Annotated in this window: 20 protein-coding genes; 19 read left to right on the forward strand and 1 reads right to left on the reverse strand. The window is 68.7% G+C overall.

Annotated elements, in window-relative coordinates:
* The first annotated feature begins 44 nt into the window (after positions 1 to 44).
* A complete protein-coding gene (locus AC1ROD_RS13170; RefSeq protein ID WP_492948716.1) occupies positions 45 to 1,388 on the forward strand; it encodes a hypothetical protein in 1,344 nt (447 codons plus the stop codon).
* A 69-nt stretch (positions 1,389 to 1,457) separates the two neighbouring features.
* Positions 1,458 to 1,976, forward strand: a complete 519-nt coding sequence (locus AC1ROD_RS13175) for a hemerythrin domain-containing protein (protein ID WP_492948717.1) — start codon at positions 1,458 to 1,460, stop codon at positions 1,974 to 1,976.
* Positions 1,977 to 1,988: 12 nt separating this feature from the next.
* On the opposite strand, the gene AC1ROD_RS13180 is transcribed toward AC1ROD_RS13175, so the two are convergent.
* Positions 1,989 to 3,671, reverse strand: a complete 1,683-nt coding sequence (locus AC1ROD_RS13180; RefSeq protein ID WP_492948718.1) for a M20/M25/M40 family metallo-hydrolase — start codon at positions 3,669 to 3,671, stop codon at positions 1,989 to 1,991.
* Between the two features lie 100 nt (positions 3,672 to 3,771).
* On the opposite strand from AC1ROD_RS13180, the gene ruvC reads away from it, so the two are divergent.
* The 17 genes from ruvC to AC1ROD_RS13265 all read left to right on the forward strand — a co-directional run bounded on the left by ruvC (position 3,772) and on the right by AC1ROD_RS13265 (position 18,866).
* Complete coding sequence (ruvC, locus tag AC1ROD_RS13185; protein ID WP_492948719.1) at positions 3,772 to 4,302, forward strand: crossover junction endodeoxyribonuclease RuvC; 531 nt, start codon at positions 3,772 to 3,774, stop codon at positions 4,300 to 4,302.
* Entirely contained in the window at positions 4,299 to 4,916 is a 618-nt protein-coding gene (gene ruvA / locus AC1ROD_RS13190; RefSeq protein ID WP_492948720.1) for a Holliday junction branch migration protein RuvA, read from the forward strand. The genes ruvC and ruvA overlap by 4 nt, the downstream gene beginning before the upstream one ends.
* Positions 4,913 to 5,947 (forward strand): Holliday junction branch migration DNA helicase RuvB, encoded by a 1,035-nt coding sequence (gene ruvB, locus AC1ROD_RS13195; protein ID WP_492948721.1) that lies wholly within the window; start codon positions 4,913 to 4,915, stop codon positions 5,945 to 5,947. The genes ruvA and ruvB overlap by 4 nt, the downstream gene beginning before the upstream one ends.
* Positions 5,947 to 6,381: a GNAT family N-acetyltransferase gene (locus AC1ROD_RS13200; RefSeq protein ID WP_492948722.1), complete on the forward strand. Its 435-nt coding sequence runs from the start codon at positions 5,947 to 5,949 to the stop codon at positions 6,379 to 6,381. Before ruvB ends, AC1ROD_RS13200 begins: the two co-directional genes overlap by 1 nt.
* A gap of 41 nt (positions 6,382 to 6,422) precedes the next feature.
* Positions 6,423 to 7,250 carry an FtsW/RodA/SpoVE family cell cycle protein gene (locus AC1ROD_RS13205; RefSeq protein ID WP_492948723.1) on the forward strand — a complete coding sequence of 276 codons (828 nt, stop codon included), beginning with the start codon at positions 6,423 to 6,425 and terminating at the stop codon, positions 7,248 to 7,250.
* Between the two features lie 54 nt (positions 7,251 to 7,304).
* Positions 7,305 to 7,682 (forward strand): hypothetical protein, encoded by a 378-nt coding sequence (locus AC1ROD_RS13210; protein WP_492948724.1) that lies wholly within the window; start codon positions 7,305 to 7,307, stop codon positions 7,680 to 7,682.
* Positions 7,679 to 8,125, forward strand: a complete 447-nt coding sequence (ybgC, locus tag AC1ROD_RS13215; RefSeq protein ID WP_492948725.1) for a tol-pal system-associated acyl-CoA thioesterase — start codon at positions 7,679 to 7,681, stop codon at positions 8,123 to 8,125. Before AC1ROD_RS13210 ends, ybgC begins: the two co-directional genes overlap by 4 nt.
* A 167-nt stretch (positions 8,126 to 8,292) precedes the next feature.
* A complete protein-coding gene (gene tolQ / locus AC1ROD_RS13220) occupies positions 8,293 to 9,051 on the forward strand; it encodes a protein TolQ (RefSeq protein ID WP_492948726.1) in 759 nt (252 codons plus the stop codon).
* Between the two features lies 1 nt (position 9,052).
* Positions 9,053 to 9,511, forward strand: a complete 459-nt coding sequence (gene tolR, locus AC1ROD_RS13225; RefSeq protein ID WP_492948727.1) for a protein TolR — start codon at positions 9,053 to 9,055, stop codon at positions 9,509 to 9,511.
* A gap of 1 nt (position 9,512) precedes the next feature.
* Positions 9,513 to 10,337, forward strand: coding sequence for a TonB C-terminal domain-containing protein (locus AC1ROD_RS13230; RefSeq protein WP_492948728.1), 825 nt, complete (start codon positions 9,513 to 9,515; stop codon positions 10,335 to 10,337).
* Between the two features lie 115 nt (positions 10,338 to 10,452).
* Positions 10,453 to 11,829: a Tol-Pal system beta propeller repeat protein TolB gene (gene tolB, locus AC1ROD_RS13235; RefSeq protein ID WP_492948729.1), complete on the forward strand. Its 1,377-nt coding sequence runs from the start codon at positions 10,453 to 10,455 to the stop codon at positions 11,827 to 11,829.
* A gap of 165 nt (positions 11,830 to 11,994) precedes the next feature.
* Entirely contained in the window at positions 11,995 to 12,549 is a 555-nt protein-coding gene (pal, locus tag AC1ROD_RS13240) for a peptidoglycan-associated lipoprotein Pal (RefSeq protein ID WP_492948730.1), read from the forward strand.
* A 129-nt stretch (positions 12,550 to 12,678) separates the two neighbouring features.
* Positions 12,679 to 13,521, forward strand: coding sequence for a tol-pal system YbgF family protein (locus tag AC1ROD_RS13245; RefSeq protein WP_492948731.1), 843 nt, complete (start codon positions 12,679 to 12,681; stop codon positions 13,519 to 13,521).
* 5 nt (positions 13,522 to 13,526) lie between these two features.
* Positions 13,527 to 14,864, forward strand: coding sequence for a tRNA lysidine(34) synthetase TilS (gene tilS, locus AC1ROD_RS13250; RefSeq protein ID WP_492948732.1), 1,338 nt, complete (start codon positions 13,527 to 13,529; stop codon positions 14,862 to 14,864).
* A gap of 28 nt (positions 14,865 to 14,892) precedes the next feature.
* The gene (gene ftsH / locus AC1ROD_RS13255) at positions 14,893 to 16,836 is read left to right on the forward strand and encodes an ATP-dependent zinc metalloprotease FtsH (RefSeq protein WP_492948733.1); all 1,944 of its coding nucleotides are present in this window, start codon (positions 14,893 to 14,895) and stop codon (positions 16,834 to 16,836) included.
* A 113-nt stretch (positions 16,837 to 16,949) separates the two neighbouring features.
* Positions 16,950 to 18,170, forward strand: coding sequence for an acyltransferase family protein (locus AC1ROD_RS13260; protein ID WP_492948734.1), 1,221 nt, complete (start codon positions 16,950 to 16,952; stop codon positions 18,168 to 18,170).
* Positions 18,171 to 18,233: 63 nt separating this feature from the next.
* Complete coding sequence (locus tag AC1ROD_RS13265; protein WP_492948735.1) at positions 18,234 to 18,866, forward strand: hypothetical protein; 633 nt, start codon at positions 18,234 to 18,236, stop codon at positions 18,864 to 18,866.
* The last annotated feature ends 3 nt before the right edge of the window (positions 18,867 to 18,869 follow it).

Here is an 18,869-nt window from a genome sequence, read left to right on the forward strand (position 1 = left end):
GGAGGCCGCCTCCCGCAGGTTGTCCACCAATCGGAGTGCAGACGATGCTGTCCAGGATCGACCGGGTGCTGTCGCGTAACGGCAAGGGCGAACGCGCCGCTGCGGCCAATCAGACCGAAGCCGCCGTGGGTCAGGACGCCGCCGGGGTCATCGGCGAACGGTTCGAGACCATCCAGGACAGCCTCGACCAGCTGTCGGACATGGCCCAGAAGTTCGGGACGTTCGAGAGCCTGCTGGTTCAGCTGCGCGATCCGCTGGAAGCCGAGTTCCGCTCGCGCCGCGACAACCATGTCGAGCTGATCAACCTGCGTGTCGCCCACGGCGAGGCCGCCGAACGTCTGGAAGTCGCCAGCGCCGAGGCCCGCAAACTGGCCGCCGCCCTCAGCGAGGCCGAGGCCAAGGTCGACGACCTGACCGCGCGCAACGGTGAACAGTCCGCGAGCCTGCAGGAAGCCCGCATCGAGACCGACCGCCTGCGCAGCGACCTGTCGCTGGCGACCTCCAGGGTCGACGCGCTCGAGATCGCCGAGCGCACCGCGACCCAGCGCATCCGGGAGCTGGAACAGGATCAGGACTCCCTGCGCGCCCAGCTGAAGCAGGCCGAGACCCAGCGCACCGAATCCGAGAACGGCCGGGCCCAGACCCAGCGCGACCACGCCTTGGTGCTGGAAGAAAACACCGTCCTGCGTCGCCGTATGGAAGAGGTTTCGGCCGAGGTCGCCTCCCTGGCCCGCTCGTCCGCCGCCAGCGAAGGCCTGCTGGCCACCGAACGCGCTCGCGCGGCCTCGGAGCAGAGCGAGACGGCCCGCAACATGCGGGTGCTGGAAAACCAGACCGAGACCGCCCGCGCCGAGATCGCCTCCCTGTCGTCGCGACTGGATACGGCGACCGCCCGCGCCAACGGGCTGGAGGTTCTGAACACCGAACAGGCCTCGCGCCTGAGCGAACTGCAGGCCGGATCGCACGGCGCCGAGCGCAAGGCCGAACAGCTGCAGATCAGCCTGGACCGCGCCCTGGAGCGTATCCGCGGTCTGGAAAGCGAAGTCGAGGACACCCGCCAGCGTCTGGCCGGGATGGAAGTGGCCCGCCTCGCCGCCGTGGACCGCGCCGAGACCCTGACCAAGGCCGCCTCGACCCACGACAAGGCCATCGCCCGCGCCGAGGACCGGATGCTGAAGATCCAGGCCAAGCTGGCGGCGGTGCAGGAAGATCACCACACCAAGGCCGAGGGCTGGCTGCAGCAGATCACCGCCCTGCGCGCCGACGTCGAAGGCGCCCGCGCCGAGGCGGCCATGTCGGCGGCGGCCTTGGACGCGGCCCGTCGCGAACGCGGCGGCCGTCCGGCGGCGACGGAAAGCCACGGCTCGGTTCAGGCCCTCGTGGGCTGAGGCGGCCCCGGCGGGAACCGTAGAGCTTGGCCCGGGTTAAAGCCGGGCTCTGACGGAAGGACCCCGCCCATGGACATCACCCAGCTGATCCTCGACGATCACGCCGAGCAACGGCGGCTGTTCGCCATCCTGGAACAGATCGATCCGAAGGACGTCGACGCCCTGACCAAGGTCTGGGGACGGCTGTCGGCCTTCCTTGATGTCCATGCCGAGGCCGAGGAGCGGTTCTTCTATCCCGAGCTTCTGAAGCGCGGCGAAGGCGCCAACGACGCCGAGGACGGCACGGTCGAGGGCGAGACCGAAGACGCCATCGAGGACCACAACAAGCTCCGCGACGCGGTCAAGGCGGCCAACGCGCTGAAAATCGGTACGGCCGAATGGATCGAGGCGGTCGGCAAGGCCAATATCGTCAACTCAAAACACATGGGCGAGGAGGAGCGGCAGGGTTTGACCGACTTCCGCCGCAACGCCCCGATCACCAAACGCCACGAGCTGGCGGTCCAGTTCGCCGCCTTCGAGGCCGACCACCTGATGGGGATCAAGCCGGTCAACAAGGACCCTGAGGCCTATGTCGAGAAACACGGCTGACGCCGGCTTCTCCTACTCCTGAACCGCGTAGAGCTTGATCAGCTCGAACAGGAAGTCCCGCCCCTCATAGAGCGAACGGACGCGCAGCCGCTCGTTCAGGCCGTGGACGCCGTTGCCGTCCGGGTCGGTGAACATGCCGGTGACGCCATAGGTCGGGATGCCCGCCGCATTGGTGAAGCGACCGTCGGTGGCGCCCGTCGACAGGGTCGGGACGACCGGCACGCCGGGCCACATCTTCGCCGCCGCCGCCTTGATCGGATCGAGGATGGCGGGGGTCAGGGGCGGGGCCGGCGAGGTCGGACTGGGCTCGCCGATGGTCTTGATGGTGATGGCAGGGTTGGCGAGGGCGGAGGCGATCTCGGCTTGCGTCTCCGCGATCGAATGGCCGGGCAGGATGCGGCAGTTGACGTTGACCGTGACCTTCTGCGGCTGGGCGTTGGGGGCGTGGCCGCCGTTGATCAGGGTGGGGATGCAGGTCGTGCGCATCATGGCGTTCCACACCGGATTGGCGGCCCCCAGACGCGCGGCCGCCGCCGCGTCGGGCGCGTCATGGGCGGTCAGGGCGCGCAGGTCGGCGGCGCTGGCGGGCGTCGTTTCGGCGATGGCCGAGAAATAGGCGCGGGTGACCGGCGACAGCTCCAGCGGGAAGTCATGCTGCACCAGCCGGTCCAGCGCGGCGCCCATGGCCCCGATGGCGTTGTCCTTCCTCGGCCGGGCCGAGTGGCCGCCGGGGTTGGTCAGCTCCAGCGTATAGTCCTGATAGACCTTCTCTCCGGCCTGGACGTTCAGGGCGATGCGGTTGGCGTTGGCGTCGAGCTGTCCGCCCGCGCCCTCATTCAGGGCGAAGCCGGCCTGGAGCATTTCCGGGTGGTGCTCCAGCAGCCACTGGACGCCGTTCCAGTTGTCGTTGGTCTCCTCGCCGCAGGTCAGGGCCATCTTGATGGTGCGGCGGGGCTGGAAGCCCTGTTGTTTCAGGCGGATCAGGCTGTCGACCCAGACCGAGGCCTCGGCCTTGTCGTCCGAAGCGCCGCGCGCATAGAAATAGCCGTTCTCCTCGACGAGGACAAAGGGATCGCGCTCCCAGTCGGCGCGCCGCGCCTCCACCACATCGATATGGGCCAACAGCAGCATGGCGGGAGCGGAAGCGTCCGTGCCGGGCAGGGTGGCGATCAGGGAGCCGAACTTCGGCTGGTCCTCGGGAATGACGACGCGGGCATCGGCCCCGGAATAGCCGGCGGCGACCATGCGCGCGGCCATCCGCTGGGCGGCCAGGGTGCAGCTGCCTTCGGACAGGGTGGTGTTGGTCTCGACCAGCTCCTTGTAGAGGCCGCGGAACTCGACCTGATCGGGGCGAAGTTCCGTCGCTTGCGGCGTGTCCGCCCTGGCGATGGTCACGGCGGAGATGATGATGATCAGGGCGGCGGCGCCGAACAGCGACAGGATGATCCGGCTGGTGCGCAGCTTCTTCATCTCGGCATAGGCGGCGTCGTCGAGCCAGAAGGTGTTCGGAGCGGCCTCGATCACCGCGTTGCGCCGGATCAGGCGACGCAGGGCGCCGCGCTGGATCAGCCGGCCCTCAGCGAGGGCCACGGCCGTTTCGGGCGAGGTCGCATTCGCGTTGCGAAGCGTCTGCACGATCCGCTTCTCGGCCCGCACTGACGCCCCCGCCACCGCTCCGCCTATGCCTGCAGTCATGATCCCCGCCTCCTGTTTCGGGGGACAGTAGCGCGTCCCGAGGTCAGCGCCAGCATCCAGTCATTGTTCGGTAACCCCGTTTGAGGCATGAACGGAACGAATGCCGAACACGATGATTCAAAATGGCCCCGTCCGCATCCTCGGACTCGACCCCGGCCTGCGCCGGACGGGGTGGGGGGTGATCGTGTCCGAGGGCTCGCGGCTGCGCTGGATCGCCCATGGCGTAGTGGCCCCGGACGAGCGGGCGCCCTTCGCCGAACGGCTGCTGCATCTGCTTGAGGCGGTCGGCGAAATCTGTGTCGCCCATGGCTGCGAGGAGGCGGCGATCGAGGAGGTCTTCGTCAACGTCAATCCGGCCTCGACCCTGAAGCTGGGCCATGCGCGGGCGGCGGTCATGCTGGCTCCGGCGCGCTGCGGCCTGCCGGTGGCGGAATATTCGCCCAATCTGATCAAGAAGGCAGTGGTCGGAGCGGGCCATGCCGACAAGGGCCAGATCGCCTTCATGGTGAAGCGGCTGATGCCGGCCTCCGGCGAGGTCAAGGCCGATGCGGCCGACGCGCTGGCCGTCGCCATCACCCATGCGCAGCTCAGGAAGCGCACCCTGCTGGAAAGCCTGCGAGGCGCGGCATGATCGGTCGTCTGAGAGGCGTGCTGGCCGAGGTCGAGGAGGGGCACTGCCTGATCGACTGCGCGGGGGTGGGCTATGTGGTGGCCTGCGGGGCGCGAACGCTCGGGCGGCTGCCGGCGCCCGGCGACGAGGCGACCCTGCATGTGCATTCCCAGTGGAGCGAGGATGCGGGGCCGCGCCTCTACGGCTTCCTGACCCGCGACGAGCGGCGCGCCTTCACCACCATGCTGTCCATCCAGGGTGTCGGCCCCAAGGCCGCCCTGTCCGTGTTGGACGTCCTGCCGCCCGGCGAGTTGGCCGGCGCCGTGGCGCGCGAGGACAAGGCGGCGATCGGCCGGGCCAATGGCGTGGGGCCCAAGCTCGCCCTGCGCATCGTCACCGAACTGAAGGGCAAGCCTCTGGGCGACGTCTCCTTCACGCCGTCCGCGCCGGGCGTCCATGCCGAGGTCGCGCCGCCCGCGCCCAGCATCGCCGGGGAGGCCGTCTCGGCCCTGCTGGGTCTGGGCATCGCCGAGATCAATGCGCGGCGCGCCGTCGATCAGGCTCTGATCCGTCTGGGCGAGGACGCCGACCTGTCGGCTGTGATCCGCGCCGGGCTGCAGGAACTCGGCCGATGACCGACGACCGCATCATCTCTCCCCAGCCGGCCCCCGGTGAAGCCTATGACAGGGCGCTGCGGCCGCAGTCGCTGGCCGAGTTCGTCGGCCAATCGCAGGCCAAGGGCAATCTGAAGGTCTTCATCGGCGCGGCCCGCGCGCGCGGCGAGGCGCTGGATCACGTCCTGCTGTTCGGGCCTCCGGGTCTGGGCAAGACGACCCTGGCCCAGATCGTGTCGAAGGAGCTGGGCGTGGGCTTCCGCGCCACCTCGGGGCCGATCCTGGCCAAGGCCGGGGATCTGGCCGCCATCCTGACCAACCTCGAACCGCGGGACGTCCTGTTCATCGACGAGATCCACCGGCTGGCCCCGCAGGTGGAGGAAATTCTCTATCCGGCGATGGAGGACCATGTCCTGGACCTGATCATCGGCGAGGGACCGTCGGCGCGCTCGGTGCGTATCGATCTGGCGCCCTTCACCCTGGTCGGGGCGACGACGCGGGCCGGGCTGCTGGCCACGCCGCTGCGCGACCGGTTCGGCATTCCGCTGCGGCTGGAGTTCTACACCCCCGACGAACTGGTGCGGGTCATCACCGGGGCGGCGCGCAAGATGGGCGTGGCCATCGACGACGAGGGGGCGCGGGAGATCGGATCGCGCTCGCGGGGCACGCCGCGCGTGGCGGGCCGCCTGCTGCGCCGGGTGCGCGACTTCGCCGAGGCGGAGGGGGCGAAGACGGTGACGAAGCTGGTCGCCGCCCGGGCTCTGGCGCGGCTGGAGATCGACGAGGCGGGTCTGGATTCCAACGACCGTCGCTTCCTCAAGGCCCTGATCGAGAACTATGGCGGCGGGCCGGTCGGGATGGACACCCTGGCCGCGGCCATCGCCGAGGCGCGCGACGCCGTCGAGGACGTGATCGAGCCCTATCTGCTGCAGCAGGGCTTTATCCAGCGCACGCCGCGCGGCCGCATGGCCTGCGCCCGCGCCTATAGCCACCTCGGCCTGACCGAACCGCCCAAGCCGCCGGTCTCCGGCGTGGGCGACCTGTTCGACTGATGATCCTTCGCACGCCCGGACCGGCGGACCTGCCCGGGCTGAACGGCCTGATGAAGGCGAGCGCGGCCTATGCGGGCGAGTATGCGGCGATCCTCGAAGGCTATGAGATCGACGAGGCCCTGCTGGCCCGTGACGTCTATCGGCTGGCGGAGGATGAGCAGGGCTTGATCGGCTTCTTCAGTCTGACGCCCGGATCACCGCCGGAACTGGCTCTGATGTTTGTGGCGGACGCCCGGCAAGGCGAGGGCTGGGGCGCGCGGCTGTTTCAGGCGATGGCGGCCGAGGCTCAAGCGCTGGGCGCCGACGCGGTTCTGATCGTATCCCATCCGCCGTCGGTCGGCTTCTACGAGCGGCAGGGCGCGATCAGGATCGGTGAAAAGCCGCCCACAGGGCGTGCAGGCTGGTCCAGACCGATGCTGAGGATGAGACTTTGATCCGGTTGAACACTCTCGCCGCGGCAGTTGCACAAGCGATCGTGACCGCCGTCGTGGGCCTGATCGCCATCCGGCTGGCGGGCGGTCCGACCTCGGCCCTGATTGTTCAGGCGGGTGCTCTGGTTGTCGGCGCCCTGATCGCCGTCGGGCTGGGTTTCAATCCCTGGCGGCCGGGACCGAAGGGCGCGGCGGTTCTGGTCGGCGTCTGTCTGGCCCTGCTGTTCGCAACGCTCGGAGACGCTGGGCCGGGCGTACATCGCTGGATCGCAGCGGGACCGATCGTGTTGCAGCCGGCGTCGATCGTCCTGCCGTTCGTGGTCTGGGCGCTGGCGGTCGCGCGGACCAATTGGTGGGCGGGCGCCCTGACCGGCGCCTTCGCCCTGGTGCTGGCGATCCAGCCCGACGCGGCCTCGGCGACGGCTCTGCTGCTGGGGTTGATCGCCCTGGCGGTTGTGCGGGGCAGGGTGGCGGCGCCGGATGTCACCGCCCTTCTGATGGCGCTGGCGGCGGCGGTCTGGAGCTGGACGCGCGTCGATCCCCTGCCGGCCGTCGCCCATGTGGAGCGCGTCGTGCCCGAGGCCTTCGCGGTCAATCCCGTCGGCGGTGTCGCGGCGGGGCTAATGTTGATCCTCCTGCCCCTGCCGTTCGTGGTCAGGGCCTTGGAAGGAAGAGAGCGGGCGATTGCGGCCGGTCTGGCGGGTCTGTGGATCGGGCTGGTCGCGGGCAATCTGTTCGGCAACTACCCGGCGCCGGTCGTGGGGTACGGAGCGTCACTGGTCGTCGGCTGGCTGGCCTCGCTGGGTTTGGTCCTTTCGCGCGCTGCGCCGGCCACCGCGCCACGATGGACGATCGTTTCGCGGGTGCGATAGCCGACACTTTCCCTCCGCCCCGAACCCCGGCATGCTGCACGGGTGGAGGCGTGAATGGCGCGACGGCTGTCGGTTCAGAGAGTGATCGGAGTGCTTGGCGTCGCCGTTCTCGGCCTGGGCGCGCTGAGCCTGTGGGCGATCTCCCAGGGCGCACGGCCCGGTTTCTCCCAGGAGCCGGCCGCCGAACGGGTTCTGCGTCAGGCGCGCGAACAGCTTGGGGGTAAGGCCGAAATCCGTTTGATCGCCCCCGGAAACGGGCGGGTCGTGTGCGGCTATCTGGCCGCCGATCGTGCGGCGCCCGCGACCGGCTTCGTCTCGCGCCCCAACCGGCTGCTGCTCAGCAATGACCCTCTGAAGGGCGAATTCCAGCAGATGGTGGCCCAGGACTGTCCGGAATTCCCGGCGGCGGCGCCCAGCACGATCCTCCGATGAATCCCGACGTGCCCACCGCAGGCCGTTTCGAGGGCCGCGACCACCTGCTGCCGGTCCGGGTCTATTACGAGGACACCGACTTCACCGGTCTGGTCTATCACGCCAACTATGTCCGCTATTTCGAGCGGGGTCGGTCGGACTTCATGCGGCTGACCGCCAAGGGCCATGCCGAGCTGCTGGACGACGCCGAGCCGATGGCCTTCGTCGTCGCCGAAATGAACATCAAATACCTCAAGCCCGCGCGGATCGACGACGCCCTGGTCGTGCGCACCACCTATGACGCGGTGAAAGGGTCCCGGCTGATCATCTCCCAGAGTGTCGAACGGGACGGGGAGGTGCTGTGCCGGGCCGAGGTGACGGCAGTCTGCATCCATCTGGACGGCCGGCCCCGTCGACCGACCAAGGCCCTGATCCAGAGCGTGACGCCCTGGCTGAAGGGCTGACGGCCCCCCATTCGACCGAATATATGGAGGCCATGCTCACGCACCGGTGAGGGGAGCGTTAGTGACCTTGTCACGTCTGGCCGCTAGAGCCGGACAAGCGCCACACTATGGTCACGCCGGCCCGCACGATAGGCCGGACGCCGATTGCCTCAAGGACCCGCTCGCCGATGACAGTTCCCGCCGCCGCCGAAGCCGGAATGCTGAACCCCGTCACCCTTTTCATGACGGCCGATTGGGTCGTGAAGATCGTGATGATCGGTCTGGCCGGGGCCTCGGTCTGGTCCTGGGCCATCATCATCGACAAGGCTTTCCGCTTCACCGCCCTGAACAGCCAGGCCGACACCTTCGAGAAGGCGCTGAGCTCGGGTCGGTCGCTTGAGGACGTCGCGGCGGAAGCCGGGCCGCAGCCGAACCACGCCCTGCCGCGCATGCTGGTCACGGCGCTGGCCGATTGGCGAGAGACCCGGGCGCGCGGAGTGTTGACGGAGCAGCAGGGCAATCTGCTGATCAGCCGCATTGATCGGTCGCTGGATTCGATCATCGCCCGCGAGGGACAGCGGGTCGAAAACGGCCTGGGCGTGCTGTCTGTCGTCGCCACGGCCTCGCCCTTCATCGGCCTGTTCGGCACCGTCTGGGGCATCATGAACGCCTTCGGCCGCATCGCCTCGGCGGGCAACACCAATCTGACGACCGTGGCCCCGGCCATTTCCGAAGCCCTGTTCGCCACGGCGATCGGCCTGGCGGCGGCCATCCCGGCCTATATCGCCTACAACAAGTTCTCGATCGACGCGGGCAAGTTCTCGGGCCGTCTGGAAAGCTTCGCCGACGACCTGCAGGCCGCCGTGGCCCGTCGTCTGGGCGTGCCGAGCGCTCCGCCGCCCCCGCCTCCGCCGCCGTCCGAATTCTCGCTGCGCCGGGCCGACTGAGATGGCCATGGGCGGAGGGGCCGGACAGGGCCACGTACGCGGACGTCGCCGCGCCAAGAAGCGGCCGCTGAGCGAGATCAATGTCACACCGCTGGTCGACGTCATGCTGGTGCTGCTGATCATCTTCATGATCTCGGCGCCCCTGCTGACGGTGGGGGTGCCGGTCGAGCTGCCCAAGACCGAGGCCAGCGCCGTGCCGACGGACAATACGCCGATCACCCTGTCGATCGATCAGAACGGGGCGATCTTCCTGGACAAGACCCCGACCGAATACGACCAGCTGACGGCGCGGGTCGCCGACGCCGTGGGCGACGCCAAGAAGGACGAAAAGCCGATCTTCGTGCGCGCCGACGGCCGTGCGCCGTATCAGGCCGTGGCGCGGGTGATGGCGAGGCTCTCGGCCTCGGGTTTCACCAAGCTGAACCTGATCACCGATACGGCGCCGGATTCCGAAGGCTGACGTGAGAAGGCCGAGCCCCGCAATTCTGGGATCGATCGCGCTGCACGTCGGCGTGCTGGCGCTCGCCTTCGTGAGCTGGCCGAAGAAGGACCTGCCCGCGCCGATGCCGTCTTCCGTGCCGGTGTCGATCCTGTCGTCCGAGGTCATCGACGCCGCGGCCCCCGACAATCCCTCCGAGGAACTGATCACCGAGGACGGCGCCAGCGCACCGACCGAGGCGGTCGAGGCGCCCCCGGCTCCGACGCCCGCCCCGACCCCGCCTCCGACCCCCGCGCCGCCGACGCCGCGCATTCCGCCCAAGGTCACGCCGCCGGCCCCGACCCCACGTCCAACACCGACCCGTCCGACCCCGCCGGTCACCCGTCCCACGCCGCCGCGCCCCAAGACCCAGCCGCCAGCCGCGACACCGCGTCGCAATGAGCCCTCGCTGGACCTCGGCGCCCTGCAGGGGCCGCGCCGTCCGAATAACAATCCCGGCCGTCCCTCGACGGGCCAGCAGGGGACGGGGCAGGCAGCCCAGGCCTCGGGTCCGCAGCTGGCCGCGCTCGGACGTCAGGTGACGCCGAACTGGAACGTGCGGGTGGTTTGCGACCTGCCGAACGGCAACGCCCTGACTATCCGGGTGCGGGTCCGGCTGGACGCCACCGGCCGCATACAGGGCACGCCCGTCATCGAAGGGTCGAGCAACGATCCGGCCTGGCGCGCCGCCGCCGACAGCCTGATGCAGGCCCTGCGCGCGACGTCTCCGTTCGACGTTCCGGCGGGCTTCGCGGCCCAGGAAGTGCCGTTCCGGTTCGATACCGCGCGGCCCTGCGGCAACCGCTGATGCATTGGGCGGTTCAAGCTTCGCCAAACGGTCGCCCCAATCACCGGCAAGCTGGTCTTGGGGGCGACGGACGCGCTAGATCAGGCGCGCCGCAAGGTAAATGAGGGAGCCGTCCATGCGTCTGAAAACTCTTCTGGTCACGGTCGCTGCGGTGGCGATGTCGGCCCCGATGCTGGCGCAGGCTCAGGTTCCCGGCCAAGGCCCCACCGCTGCACCGGCGACCCAGGACGTCGTCGTCGACGAGGGCGTTCTGAAGCCCTTCCAGATCGCCATCGCGCCTTTCAGCGGCCCGAACGGATCCGAAGTCTCCGGCGTCCTGACCGGCGACCTGACGCGGTCCGGCTATTTCGAGGCGATCAGCCCGCGCAGCTTCATCGAGACCGGGTTGACGCTGAACAACGCGCCCAACTTCCCGCAGTGGACCCAGATCGGCGCCCAGGCGGTGCTCTACGGGTCGGTGACGCCGCGCCCCGACAACCGCAACGACTACGGCTTCCGTCTGTACGACCCGTACCGGCAGTGCCAGCTGGTCAGCTACAACTTCACCGCCACGCCCGAGCAATGGCGTCGGGTCGCGCACAAGATCGCCGACGTCGTCTATCAGCGCATGACCGGCGAGAGCGGCTTCTTCGACACCCGCATCATCTATGTCGCCGAGAGCGGCACCGAGCTGAATCGCCTGTCTCGCCTCGCGATCGTCGATCAGGACGGCTACAATCCCGTCTTCCTGACCGGGGGCGAGGAGATCATCCTGACGCCGCGCTTCTCGTCCAACCCGGACGAGATCACCTATATGGCGCTGGGCAAGGACTACAGCCGCATCTACCTCTACAACCTGTCGACCGGCCGCCGCGAAAGCCTGGGCGAGTTCGATGGTCAGGCCCTCGCGCCGCGCTATTCGCCGGACGGGTCCAAGGTGGCCTTCTCGATCATCCGCGGCGGCAACACCGACGTCTATGTGATGGATCTGCGCAGCCGTCAGCTGAGCCGTCTGACTTCGGATCCGGGCATCGACACCTCGCCGTCGTTCAGCCCGGACGCGCGCCAGATCGTGTTCAACTCGGACCGTTCGGGCACGCCGCGCCTGTATGTCATGAATGCCGACGGCTCGGGCCAGCGGCCGATCTCGCGTGGCGGCGGCAGCTATACCGCCCCGTCCTGGAGCCCGCGCGGCGACCTGATCGCCTTCACCAAATCCTCGGGCGGCCGGTTCTCGATCGGCGTCATGGGCACGGATGGTTCGGGGGAGCGCAGCCTGTCGTCCAGCTATTTCGAGGAAGGCCCGTCCTGGGCCCCGAACGGCCGCTACATCATGTTCTCGCGCCAGACGCGCGGCGGAAACACCAACCTCTGGATGGTCGACCTGTCGGGTCGGGTCATCGCCCAGTCTGGATATCAGGGCCGGGGCTCGGACCCCGCCTGGTCGCCGCTGCTGGACGCCGCCCCTGTGAACCTCGGCCGCAGCCAGGGACCGGACAGCTGTCCTTCGTGATTTCGGCTGCCTCGTCAGGGGAAATCAGTTCACGAGCGGAGCCGAACCCCTCAACAGTGCGTTACCCGAGCCAGAAGCGCCACCATTTCGCCACCTGCCCCGCTAAAGGCAAAGCTTGAAGCGCCGATCCGGCGTCCGAGGGCAAAACCAAGGAGACGACCCGCGATGACGACCATGACCAACCTGATCAAGCTGACCGCCGTCGGCCTCGTGATGGCCTCGATGGCCGCCTGTACCCCCAAGCGCGCCGTCGAGCCTGCTGTCCCGAACCAGCCGACCGCCCCGTCGAACCCGATCTATCCGGGTACGGGCACGGGCAACATCGGTGGCTCGAACACCGGCGCCGCTCGCCCGGGTTCAGAACAGGACTTCGTCGTCAATGTCGGCGACCGCGTCTATTTCGACCTGGATTCCTATCAGGTCTCGACCGAGGCTTATCCGCGCCTGGACGCCCAGGCCCAGTGGCTGCTGCGCTATCCGCAGATCACTGTCCGGATCGAAGGCAACGCCGATGAACGCGGCACCCGTGAGTACAACCTGGCCCTCGGCGCCCGCCGTGCGGAATCGGTGCGCAACTACCTGGTCCAGCGCGGCGTGCCCGCCGGCCGGATCGACACCATCAGCTACGGCAAGGAGCGCCCGATCGCCCAGGGCTCGAGCGAGGAATCGTGGGCCCGCAACCGCAACGGCCACACCGCGATCGTCTCCGGCGGGATGTAATCGCCCGCAGACGTGACGACATCGGGGGCGCTCGCGACGCGGGCGCCCCTTTTCGTTCCGGGACGCCCTCGTTCCGGAAGCCTGGGCCCGGCCTTGCGAAGGCCTCGAAACGGTGAAACCACTAAAGCCATGATGAAGCCCTTCCATCGCAATCTCCTGCTGGCCGCCACGGGCCTGTGCATCGTGGGCGGCGGCGTCGCCGTGTCCCAGGTCCAGCCTCTGGCGCCCGTCGAATGGGACAACCGCCGTCTCGACACCCTGGACCGCAATGTGCGCCGCCTCGAACGCGCCGTGACGCAGAGGAACGCGGTCGGCCAGCCCGTGCTGGTCGAGCCCGATCCGGAGGTCGTGGCCCTGCAGGGGCAGGTCAGCGACATGGACCGGCGTCTGCAGGACCTGGAGGCCAGCCTGCAGCGGCTGACCCGCGACGGCGAACAGACGGCCTTCAAGCTGGATGAAGCGACGCGCGACAACGCCGCCCTGCAAACCCGGCTGAACGCCAGCGACGCCCGCATCAAGGCCATCGAGGATCAGGCCAGGGCCGCCGCGGCCGCCGCCGCCGAGGCCGAGCAGGCGGGGCGGTCGCCGACCGGGAACGCCGCCGGCGATCTGGCCGCCGCCCGCGCCCTGACCGATGCGGCCGCGCAGGCCCAGGCTTATGAGGTTCTGATCACCAACTGGCCGTCCACGCCCCAGTCTGCCGAGGCCGGCTATCGTCTGGGCGACCTGCGCCGCGCCGACGATGACATGAACGGCGCCGTCCAGGCCTATGCCGGCGCCCTGAACGGCTGGCCGACCACGCCCTGGGCCGGGGAGACGACGCTGAAACTGGCCCGCGCCCTGGCGGCGACCAACCGCAATCCGCAGGCCTGTGCGGCGCTCGGCGAGTTCAACCGGCGCTATGCCGCGGCGGCCTCGGCCCAGCTGAAAACCATCGCCGGTCAGATCCGCACCCAGGCCCGCTGCACCTGACCGCCATGACCGCGCCGGACCCAGGTCTGGCGGCGCGGGTCGAGACCCGGCTCGACGCCCGGCTGATGCATGGAGCCGAGCCACCCGTCGTTCTGGGCCTGTCCGGCGGCGGGGATTCCCTCGCCCTGCTGGAGATCGCCGCCGACTGGGCGGCGCGCCACGGCCGCCGTCTGCTGGCCGTCACGGTCGATCACGGCCTGAACCCTGACAGCCGCGACTGGAGCCGCTTGTGCGCCGAGGCCTGCGCCCGTCGCGGCGTCGGCTGGATCGAACGACGCTGGGAGGGGGACAAGCCGGCGACCGGATTGACGGCGGCGGCGCGGACGGCGCGCCATGGGCTGATCGCCGAGGCGGCGCGGGCGGCGGGCGCGAAGGTCGTCCTGCTGGCTCATACCGCCGACGATATCCTCGAGAGCGACTGGATGCGGGCTCGCCCGGTCGAGGCGGGAGGCTCTACCCTGGGGCGTCTGCGCGAATGGTCGCCGTCACCGGTCTGGCCCGACGGACTTGGCCTGATCCTGTTCCGCCCCCTGCTCGAAGAGCGCCGCGAGGCCCTGCGCGACCTGCTGCGGGGCAGGGGTCTGGGCTGGATCGAGGATCCGGCCAATGCCGATGCACGGTTCGGGCGCAGCCGGGCGAGGCAGGCGCTGGCGGCCGGGGAGGGGGCTTTCGATGACGAAACCCCTCTGGCTCCCGTCGACCTCGGCGCCAGGCCGGTCCCTCTCCCTCTGGGAGAGGGCTTTGAATGCGGGAGGGGACACGGCTCGACAGTTCTGGCCGCGACCCTTCTGTGCGCCTCGGGAGGCTCGGCGCCGCCGCGCCGTGACCGGCTGGAACGGCTGATCCAGCGTCTCCGGTCGGACGAGAATTTTGACGCGGGTCTCGCCGGCGCCCGGATCGAGGCGCGCGGCGAAACGGTCCTGATCGGCCGGGAGCCAGGGGAGTTTCGTCGTCACGCGCCAGACGACGTCGCCCTGACGCCCGGAGAGCCCGCCGTCTGGGACGGGCGATACGAGATCGTGATCGCGGAGGCCGGCTGGACAGTCACGGCGGCCGTAGGAAGGCTGAACAGGCTGTCCGATGCGGATCGCAGAGTCCTGTCGCGCGTTCCATCGTGGGCCCGCGGAGCCCTGCCCGTGCTGATCCGGGACGAGGACGCTGGCCCGGTTCTGGCATGGCGCAGGGCTGAGGTTCGGGCGCTGGCGCCCCGACGTCTGGCGTTGTTCCTGGGAGCGATGTCGGGCGAAACGACGCAGGAGGCCGACCTCTTTCGAACCATCCATGGCGAAACGCCGCCCGCTGACCTATTTTCACACAAAGACCACCATCGCGGCTTAGGCTGACCGCCTTGCCGAAGGACCGAGAACAACAATGAACCTGCGTAATCTGGCGATCTGGGGCTTGATCCTGCTCGCGCTCGTGGCGGGCTATGCCGCCCTGAGCCAGAGCGGCGGTCCTCTGGCCGTGACCAAGGGCGGCCCGGCCGCCGCCGCTGCGAACCGGCAGGAGATCATCACCTATTCGAAGCTGGTCAATGAAGTCGGGGCCAAGAACGTCAAGGCGGTCGTGGTCAAGGGCGACCAGATCCAGGGCGTGTTCCAGAACAACAGCCGCTTCGTCGTCACCACCCCGCTGCAGAATGAGGCGCTGATCGAGGCCATCCGCGAGTCGGGCGCCCAGGTCGACGTCAAGACCACTCGCCAGTCGTGGTGGCAGGCCCTGTTGATCGGCATCCTGCCCATCCTGCTGCTGGTAGGCGTCTGGGTCTTCTTCATGCGTCAGATGCAGGGCGGGGCGCGCGGCGCCATGGGCTTCGGCAAATCCAAGGCCAAGCTCCTGACCGAGCACAAGGGCCGCAAGACTTTCGACGACGTTGCCGGCGTGGACGAGGCCAAGGAAGAACTGCAGGAGGTTGTCGACTTCCTCAAGGATCCGGGCAAGTTCCAGCGTCTGGGCGGCAAGATCCCCAAGGGCGCCCTGCTGGTCGGCCCTCCCGGGACCGGCAAGACCCTGCTGGCCCGCGCCGTCGCGGGCGAGGCAGGCGTGCCCTTCTTCTCCATCTCCGGCTCGGACTTCGTCGAGATGTTCGTCGGCGTCGGCGCCAGCCGCGTGCGTGACATGTTCGAACAGGCCAAGAAGAACGCCCCCTGCATCATCTTCATCGACGAGATCGACGCGGTCGGTCGTCACCGCGGCGCCGGTCTGGGTGGCGGCAATGACGAACGCGAGCAGACCCTGAACCAGTTGCTGGTCGAGATGGACGGCTTCGAGGCCAATGAAGGCATCATCCTGATCGCCGCGACCAACCGTCCCGACGTTCTCGACCCGGCCCTGCTGCGTCCCGGCCGCTTCGACCGTCAGGTCGTGGTGCCCAACCCCGATGTAAACGGTCGCGAGAAGATCCTGCGCGTGCACATGAAGGACGTGCCCCTGGCCGCCGACGTCAACGTCAAGACCCTGGCGCGCGGCACTCCGGGCTTCTCCGGCGCCGACCTGGCCAATCTGGTCAACGAAGCCGCCCTGATGGCCGCCCGCAAGGACCGTCGCATGGTCACCCATCGCGACTTCGAGGACGCCAAGGACAAGGTCATGATGGGCGCCGAGCGCAAGTCCATGGCCATGAACGAGGAAGAGAAGCGCCTGACCGCCTATCACGAAGGCGGCCACGCCATCGTGGCCATGAACGTCAAGATGGCCGATCCGGTGCACAAGGCGACCATCGTCCCGCGCGGCCAGGCCTTGGGCATGGTCATGCAGCTGCCGGAAGGCGACCGCTATTCGATGAAGTACCAGCAGATGGTCGATCGCATCGCCATCATGGCCGGCGGCCGCGTCGCCGAGGAAATCATCTTCGGCAAGGAGAACATCACCTCCGGCGCTTCGTCCGACATCACCCAGGCGACCAAGCTGGCCCGCCGCATGGTGACCCAGTGGGGCTTCTCCGACATCCTGGGCACCGTGGCCTATGGCGAGAACGAGCAGGAGGTCTTCCTCGGCCACTCGGTCGCGCGCAGCCAGAACATCAGTGAAGAGACCGCCCGGATCATCGATTCGGAGGTCAAGCGTCTGGTCACTGAAGGCTGGGATGAGGCCCGCCAGATCCTGACCGACAAGGCTGACGATCTGGAGAAGCTGGCCCAGGCCCTGCTCGAGTACGAGACCCTGTCGGGTCAGGAGATCAAGGACCTGCTGGAGAAGGGCGCCGCGCCGAACCGCGACGAGAACAACTTCCCCAACTCCGGGCCTTCGGTCTCGGTCCCCGTGACCCCCGTCGCCGACGGCGGTGTCACGGTCGACGTCCCGACCGTCCACTAGGCCTTCTGGAACCCGCCGGCGGCTTCGGCCTCGGCGGGTTCTTTCCGATGAACATGTTTGCATTATAAACAAGTCTATGAGATATGGCCTCATCCGAAACGGGAGGGGTCGCCATGTCGGCATCCGAAATCGATCGTTCCGAGCGCCTGCACGGCCTCGACGCACTGCGGGGCGGCGCCCTGCTTCTGGGCGTGGTCCTCCACGCCTCCATGTCCTTCATTCCGGCGCCGATCTGGATCGTCAGTGACGACCAGCAGTCGGTCGGGGCGGGGGTGCTGTTCTTCGCCATCCACATCTTCCGCATGGCGACCTTCTTCCTGCTGGCCGGCCTGTTCGCCCATATGATGCTGGGCCGGCGCGGCGTCGGCGGCTTCCTCAAGGACCGCTTCATCCGCATCGGCGGACCGCTGGGCGTCTTCTGGACCCCGGTCATGGCGGCGATCATCGCCGTGCTGATCTGGAATGCGATCCGGCAGGCCGCCGGCGCCCCGATGGGCCCGCCGCCGCCGCCGCCGACCTACACCTGGCTGACCATCCCCCTGACCCATCTGTGGTTCCTGTGGGTGCTGATGCTCTTCTATGTCGCCACCCTGATCCTGCGCGCGCCCTTCGCGATGCTTGATCGCAGCGGCGGCTGGGGCCGGACGGTCGATGGGCTGACGACGACGCTCGCCACGCCCTGGGGCGCCGTCGTCCTCGCCGCGCCTCTGGCGGTCGCCGTCTGGTTCGAGCCGAACTGGGTTCCCTTCTTCGGCATTCCGACGCCCGATCATGGACTGGTTCCCAACCTGAGCGCCTGCGTCGGCTTCGGCACGGTCTTCGGTTTCGGCTTCCTGCTGGATCGCCGCCGCGACCTTCTGGCGAGGCTGGAAGGCTGGGCGCCGGTCAACCTCGGTCTCGCGGTCGGGGCGGGCGCCACGCTGCTGATGCTGGCGGGCGGTCCCGCGCCCTCCATCGTTCCGGTGACCGATCCGGCGACCAAGGCCATGGCGGCCGCGGCGCTCGGCGTGGCGACCCTCGCCTCGGCCTTCGCTGCGGTGGGGCTGGCGCTGAAGCTCTTCTCTGGCCACAGCGCCTTGCGCCGCTACCTCGCCGACGCCTCCTACTGGATCTACATCGTCCATCTGCCGCTGGTGATGGTCGGGCAGGTGCTGATCCAGGACTGGGCCATGGTCTGGCCGGTCAAGCTGACGGTCGTGGTCGCGGGCGTCCTGGCGGTCAGCCTCGCCAGCTATGAGCTCCTGATCCGTCACAGCTTCATGGGGCGGTGGCTGAACGGGCGACGCATCCCCTGGCGGCGAAAGCCAGACGCCGAACTCGCGCCCGCCGAATAGCTTGCCAACCCCGGCCGGCGCGTCCATCCGATGGAGGCGCCGGCCGCATCAGGAATCGCCCTCATGTCAGACAAGTCCACGCCCGAAGCCGACCTCGCCTTCCTGCGCTCCGTCGTGACAGGCGGAGGCCCGGGCGGTCATCTGACGCTGGGCGTCGCCTATCTGGCCGGGGGCTTGCTCTACGGCGCCCAGTGCCTGTTCCACATCGGTCAGATCGCCGGCTGGATCCGCTGGCCTGATCTCGCCAATCTGGCGGTGGTCGTCGCGGTGCCGGTGGCCTTCTTCATCATCCTGACCTGGGCGATCCTTGAAGATCGCAAGGTCCCCAAGCCGGGTCCTATGGTCACCCGCACCCTGAACGCGGCCTTCAGCGCCACCGGCATGGCCAATCTGGCGATCATCATCGTCTTCGGCGTCGGGTCCGCACGCGATCATGACTTCGCCGTGTGGCTCTACTATGCGGCGGTGATCTTTGCCCTGCAGTCGGCGGCCTGGTTCGTCGCCTTTACCCTGAAGCGGACGCCGTGGATGTTGGCGGTCTCTATCGGCGGCTGGCTGACGGCAGTGGCGCTGGGCCTGACGGTGCGTCAGGCTGCGATCTACCTCGGCATCTGTACGGTGGCCCTGTTCCTGCTGTTCGCCTTGCCCGGCTGGGTCATGCTGCGCGGCGCCCTCAATGCGCGCAAAGCCGCCTGAACC

Source organism: Brevundimonas sp. GW821-FHT12E07, assembly GCF_058807035.1.

What these genes read in the sequence shown, in the direction of transcription:
- ruvB (WP_492948721.1), top strand. Translation starts at nt 4,913, where the DNA reads ATGACCGACGACCGCATCATCTCTCCCCAGCCGGCCCCCGGTGAAGCC.
- AC1ROD_RS13175 (WP_492948717.1), top strand. Translation starts at nt 1,458, where the DNA reads ATGGACATCACCCAGCTGATCCTCGACGATCACGCCGAGCAACGGCGG.
- tolR (WP_492948727.1), top strand. Translation starts at nt 9,053, where the DNA reads ATGGCCATGGGCGGAGGGGCCGGACAGGGCCACGTACGCGGACGTCGC.
- tolQ (WP_492948726.1), top strand. Translation starts at nt 8,293, where the DNA reads ATGACAGTTCCCGCCGCCGCCGAAGCCGGAATGCTGAACCCCGTCACC.
- ruvA (WP_492948720.1), top strand. Translation starts at nt 4,299, where the DNA reads ATGATCGGTCGTCTGAGAGGCGTGCTGGCCGAGGTCGAGGAGGGGCAC.
- tolB (WP_492948729.1), top strand. Translation starts at nt 10,453, where the DNA reads ATGCGTCTGAAAACTCTTCTGGTCACGGTCGCTGCGGTGGCGATGTCG.
- pal (WP_492948730.1), top strand. Translation starts at nt 11,995, where the DNA reads ATGACGACCATGACCAACCTGATCAAGCTGACCGCCGTCGGCCTCGTG.
- ybgC (WP_492948725.1), top strand. Translation starts at nt 7,679, where the DNA reads ATGAATCCCGACGTGCCCACCGCAGGCCGTTTCGAGGGCCGCGACCAC.
- AC1ROD_RS13200 (WP_492948722.1), top strand. Translation starts at nt 5,947, where the DNA reads ATGATCCTTCGCACGCCCGGACCGGCGGACCTGCCCGGGCTGAACGGC.
- AC1ROD_RS13245 (WP_492948731.1), top strand. Translation starts at nt 12,679, where the DNA reads ATGATGAAGCCCTTCCATCGCAATCTCCTGCTGGCCGCCACGGGCCTG.
- AC1ROD_RS13180 (WP_492948718.1), bottom strand. Translation starts at nt 3,671, where the DNA reads ATGACTGCAGGCATAGGCGGAGCGGTGGCGGGGGCGTCAGTGCGGGCC.
- AC1ROD_RS13265 (WP_492948735.1), top strand. Translation starts at nt 18,234, where the DNA reads ATGTCAGACAAGTCCACGCCCGAAGCCGACCTCGCCTTCCTGCGCTCC.
- AC1ROD_RS13170 (WP_492948716.1), top strand. Translation starts at nt 45, where the DNA reads ATGCTGTCCAGGATCGACCGGGTGCTGTCGCGTAACGGCAAGGGCGAA.
- AC1ROD_RS13210 (WP_492948724.1), top strand. Translation starts at nt 7,305, where the DNA reads ATGGCGCGACGGCTGTCGGTTCAGAGAGTGATCGGAGTGCTTGGCGTC.
- tilS (WP_492948732.1), top strand. Translation starts at nt 13,527, where the DNA reads ATGACCGCGCCGGACCCAGGTCTGGCGGCGCGGGTCGAGACCCGGCTC.
- ftsH (WP_492948733.1), top strand. Translation starts at nt 14,893, where the DNA reads ATGAACCTGCGTAATCTGGCGATCTGGGGCTTGATCCTGCTCGCGCTC.
- AC1ROD_RS13260 (WP_492948734.1), top strand. Translation starts at nt 16,950, where the DNA reads ATGTCGGCATCCGAAATCGATCGTTCCGAGCGCCTGCACGGCCTCGAC.
- ruvC (WP_492948719.1), top strand. Translation starts at nt 3,772, where the DNA reads ATGCCGAACACGATGATTCAAAATGGCCCCGTCCGCATCCTCGGACTC.